The 4,846-nt window shown below is 43.1% G+C and carries 4 protein-coding genes; all 4 read left to right on the forward strand.

All coding sequences use genetic code 11. The features are described from left to right. Positions 1-113 precede the first annotated feature (113 nt). Positions 114-740, forward strand: coding sequence for a transcriptional regulator BetI (gene betI / locus B4237_RS13200; protein WP_007480908.1), 627 nt, complete (start codon positions 114-116; stop codon positions 738-740). After that, entirely contained in the window at positions 733-2,202 is a 1,470-nt protein-coding gene (gene betB / locus B4237_RS13205; protein ID WP_192413164.1) for a betaine-aldehyde dehydrogenase, read from the forward strand. Before betI ends, betB begins: the two co-directional genes overlap by 8 nt. A 77-nt stretch (positions 2,203-2,279) precedes the next feature. Then, the gene (gene betA, locus B4237_RS13210) at positions 2,280-3,974 is read left to right on the forward strand and encodes a choline dehydrogenase (RefSeq protein ID WP_286943516.1); all 1,695 of its coding nucleotides are present in this window, start codon (positions 2,280-2,282) and stop codon (positions 3,972-3,974) included. Positions 3,975-4,036: 62 nt separating this feature from the next. Further along, positions 4,037-4,828: a TorF family putative porin gene (locus B4237_RS13215; RefSeq protein WP_286943518.1), complete on the forward strand. Its 792-nt coding sequence runs from the start codon at positions 4,037-4,039 to the stop codon at positions 4,826-4,828. The last annotated feature ends 18 nt before the right edge of the window (positions 4,829-4,846 follow it).

Below are 4,846 nucleotides of genomic sequence, written 5' to 3' on the forward strand. Positions count from 1 at the left end.
TATTGATTGAACGTTCAATCAATAAAAAGTATCATTATATTGTGTTATAATTTTTGTGCATCCAGTGTTTTATATAACGCCTTAATTTTTATAGGCATTTATGGCATATACACATGACTAAACGCAGAGTTAAACCAGAGCATGAGCGGCGTGAAGAAATCGTAAACGCCGCATTTGAAGTGATTTATGAGGTCGGTTTATCGCAAACCACCATCGCTCAAATTGCCAAAAAAGCCCAAGTTTCGACAGGTATCGTAAGTCACTATTTTGGTGACAAACAGGGCTTGATCAACAACTGTATGAGAGAAATGCTGAAGCGCTTGCATCTAATTTCTCTGCAATACAAGGCTGCCACAATAGATTCACAGCCAGAAAACCAGATTAAGGCAATTATTGACTCAAACTTTGACATTAGTCAGGTCAACAAAATCGCAATGCGCGTTTGGTTAGATTTTTGGTCTGCCAGTATGCATATTCCAGAACTTGCTCGTTTACAACGGATTAATGATCGACGTTTGTATTCCAATTTGAAGCACCAATTCTTGCAATTGATGCCAGAAGACAGAGCAAATATTGCGGCAAGCGGTCTTGCTGCACTGATTGATGGATTATGGTTACGTGGTGGTCTGATTGAAGATGACGGGTTTGATCGTCAGGCTGCGCGAAGCATTGCATATGATTATTTAGATACGCAACTTGAACTTGCAAAACCAAAATTACAGGAGAGACAAAATGAATGATGTGCAGATTCATCCATTGTATATCCACGGTCAATACGTCAATGCTACCAGTGGTGTGAGCTTTGACAGCATCAACCCTGCCAATGGCAAAGTCATTGCCACAATTCAACAAGCCTCTCAACAAGATATTGAAAAAGCAGTTCAAAGCGCTCAAGACGGTCAAAAAGTCTGGGCTGCAATGACTGCCATGGAACGCTCTCGCATTTTACGCCGCGCAGTTGATATTTTACGTGAACGTAATGATGAGCTTGCTGAACTTGAAACGTTAGATACAGGTAAGGCTTATAGCGAAACCTCTACTGTTGATATCGTGACAGGTGCAGATGTTCTTGAATATTACGCAGGTTTGGCGACAGCGATTCAAGGTGAGCAAGTTCCCCTGCGTGAAACAAGCTTTTTCTACACCCGCCGTGAACCATTAGGTGTCGTGGCAGGTATCGGCGCTTGGAACTATCCAATCCAAATCGCTTTATGGAAATCAGCTCCTGCGCTTGCAGCAGGCAATGCCATGATTTTCAAACCAAGTGAAATCACGCCTTTAACTGCATACAAACTTGCAGAAATTTATACCGAAGCTGGCGTACCAAATGGTGTGTTTAACGTCGTGCAAGGTGTTGGTCGTGACATCGGTCAATGGCTTACAGAACATCCAGTGATTGAAAAAATCTCCTTTACCGGTGGCGTTGAAACAGGCAAAAAAGTGATGGCAAGTGCTGCCGCTTCAAGCCTGAAAGAAGTGACCATGGAACTTGGTGGCAAATCGCCCTTGATCATTTGTGAAGATGCGGATATCAACAAAGCCGCTGATATTGCGGTGATGGCAAACTTCTTTAGTTCAGGTCAAGTCTGTACCAATGGTACGCGTGTCTTTGTTCCAGCAACTTTAAAAGCTGCATTTGAAGCAGCGATTTTGGAACGTGTGCAACGTATCCGTATTGGCGACCCAATGAACGCAGATACCAATTTCGGTCCACTGACCAGTTTCCCTCATATGGAAAAGGTTCTTTCCTACATCAATGCAGGCAAACAACAAGGCGCAAAACTACTGATCGGCGGTGATAGAGCATCGGGTGAATTGGCTGAGGGTGCATATGTGTTACCAACGGTATTTACAGATTGTACTGACGATATGCGCATTGTACAGGACGAAATCTTTGGCCCTGTGATGAGTATCCTAAGTTATCAAACTGAAGATGAAGTGATTCGTCGCGCCAATAACACGACTTTTGGTTTAGCTGCTGGTGTGGTGACACCAGACATCAACAAAGCGCATCGTATTATTCATCAAATCGAAGCTGGTATTTGTTGGATCAATACATGGGGCGAATCCCCTGCTGAGATGCCAGTAGGTGGTTATAAACAATCAGGTGTAGGCCGTGAAAATGGTATTTCTACACTGTCTCATTACACACGCATCAAATCCGTTCAAGTTGAGCTTGGTGATTACCAAAGCATTTTCTAAAAGCATTGCGCTTTATCTTATCTTGATCAACTGAATCTCAAACATTCAGTTGATCTTGCAACAAATAAAGGCAGATTATGAATAAGCAAGAATACGATTATATTATTATTGGTGCAGGTTCTGCGGGTAACGTCCTCGCTGCACGTTTAACTGAAGATTTAGATGTTTCGGTTTTATTATTAGAAGCTGGCGGCCCAGATTATCGCCTTGATTTCCGCACGCAAATGCCCGCTGCATTGGCTTTTCCATTACAAGGTCGTCGCTACAATTGGGCATATTTGACTGACCCTGAACCACATATGAACAATCGCCGTATGGAATGTGGTCGAGGTAAAGGTTTAGGTGGTTCATCACTGATCAATGGCATGTGCTATATCCGTGGGAATGCAATGGATTTAGACCAATGGTCAACTCATAAAGGGCTTGAAGATTGGACTTATGCAGACTGTTTACCTTATTACAGAAAAGCAGAAACACGCGACATTGGCGCGAACGATTATCACGGCGGTAAAGGTCCTGTTTCAGTCGCAACACCCAAACAAGGCAATAATGTACTATTTAATGCAATGGTCGAAGCAGGCGTACAAGCAGGCTATCCACGCACAGATGATTTAAACGGTTATCAGCAAGAAGGTTTCGGTCCAATGGATCGTACGGTCACACCTCAAGGCCGCCGTTCAAGTACTGCTCGTGGTTATTTGGATATGGCAAAAAGTCGTCCAAATCTCACCATCGTCACACATGCTATGACCAATAAAATCTTGTTTAGCAATAAGCAAGCTGTTGGTGTTGAATATATTATTGGTTCAGATCAAGCCAATATGAAACAAGCGCATGCAAAGCGTGAAGTCTTACTCTGTGCAGGTGCAATCGCATCACCACAAATTTTACAACGCTCAGGTGTTGGACAAAGTACCTTCCTCAAATCAATGGATATTGAGGTGGTACAAGACTTACCGGGTGTAGGTGAAAATCTGCAAGATCATTTGGAAATGTATCTTCAGTACAAATGTAAAAAGCCCGTTTCTCTTTACCCTGCTTTGAAATGGTATAACCAACCTGCAATTGGCGCGGAGTGGTTATTCCTCGGCAAAGGGATTGGCGCAAGCAATCAATTTGAAGCTGGTGGATTTATTCGTTCATCTGATGAGTTTGAATGGCCAAATATTCAATATCACTTCTTACCTGTTGCGATTAACTACAACGGTAGTAATGCTGTGAATGAACATGGCTTCCAAGCCCATGTTGGTTCAATGCGCTCACCTTCCCGTGGTCGGATCAAACTCAAATCGAAAGATCCGTTTGAGCATCCAAGTATCTTGTTCAATTACATGTCAACAGAACAAGACTGGCGCGAATTCCGCGATGGCATTCGTATCACGCGTGAAATCATGCATCAACCTGCGCTCGATCCTTATCGTGGCGAGGAAATTAGCCCAAGCATGCAATTAAAAACCGATGCTGAACTGGATTCATTTGTACGGGAACATGCTGAAACTGCATACCACCCATCTTGTAGCTGCAAAATGGGTGAAGACGATATGGCTGTCGTCGATGGGCAAGGTCGTGTACATGGCGTGCAAGGCCTACGTGTGATCGATGCGTCAATCATGCCGATCATTATCACAGGTAACTTAAATGCCACCACGATTATGATGGCAGAAAAAATTGCGGATCAAATTCGTGGGCAAAAATTACCACGTTCACAAGCAGGTTATTACAAGGCTGGAACAGCATCTGTTCGACAACCACCAGTACGTCCGTTTTATTAAAACAAATTATTTTGATCAGCACTTCGCATGATGCGGAGTGCTGAAAACTTAAGGGGAAGGAAATGAAAAAACTTTTACTCACTCTACCTTTAGGGTTATGTTTCAACACAGCAAATGCAACAGACCTCGCAGCTGAAACGGCATCTCCTTTCAGCGCCAATATTACTGTTGCCAGCCAATATGTTTCGCGCGGCTTCCAACAAACTTGGGGCAAACCAGCGATCCAAGGTGGCCTAGACTATAACCATGATAGCGGTTTTTATGCGGGAACATGGGCATCCACTGTAAGTGACCATTTTATCCGCGATGCGTCTGTCGAATGGGATGTTTATACAGGTTATAGCCGTAGCTTTGGTGATTTAACTGTAGGCACCAAAGTTGCTTACTATTATTATCCGGGTGCTGAAACGACCGCTGAGACAGGTCATACAAGCTTTAACTATGGTGAAATTATCCCAGAAGTTACTTATGGACCACTAACCATTCGATATGCAGTGACTTATACCCAAGACTATTTCGGTAATAACTCAGATACCCTAGGTGTAGGTAACAATAAGCATTCCCGTGGTTCAGGTTATTTAGATGTGAATTGGCATCAACCGATTACGCAAGGCTGGTCTGTCGATGCCCACTACGGCAATCAAAGAATTAAAAACTTCTCTGATGCAAACTTTCAGGATGCGAGTTTCTCAGTGAATAAAGAGTTGCCTTACAATCTTGCAGCAAGTCTGATCTACAGCAAAGCATGGGATAAAGATGATTACTACAAGCAATACAGCAATGGTAATCCAAACGCAAAAGTATCTGATCCTATTGATTCAACTGTGACCTTCTCTCTCACCAAGAGCTTTTAATCTTGGTAATAAAAAAGC

The organism is Acinetobacter sp. UBA6526 (assembly GCF_002434875.1).
GTDB classification, from domain to species: domain Bacteria; phylum Pseudomonadota; class Gammaproteobacteria; order Pseudomonadales; family Moraxellaceae; genus Acinetobacter; species Acinetobacter venetianus.

Coding starts and splice junctions, on each gene's coding strand:
- betI (WP_007480908.1), top strand. CDS start 114: ATGACTAAACGCAGAGTTAAACCAGAGCATGAGCGGCGTGAAGAAATC.
- betB (WP_192413164.1), top strand. CDS start 733: ATGAATGATGTGCAGATTCATCCATTGTATATCCACGGTCAATACGTC.
- betA (WP_286943516.1), top strand. CDS start 2,280: ATGAATAAGCAAGAATACGATTATATTATTATTGGTGCAGGTTCTGCG.
- B4237_RS13215 (WP_286943518.1), top strand. CDS start 4,037: ATGAAAAAACTTTTACTCACTCTACCTTTAGGGTTATGTTTCAACACA.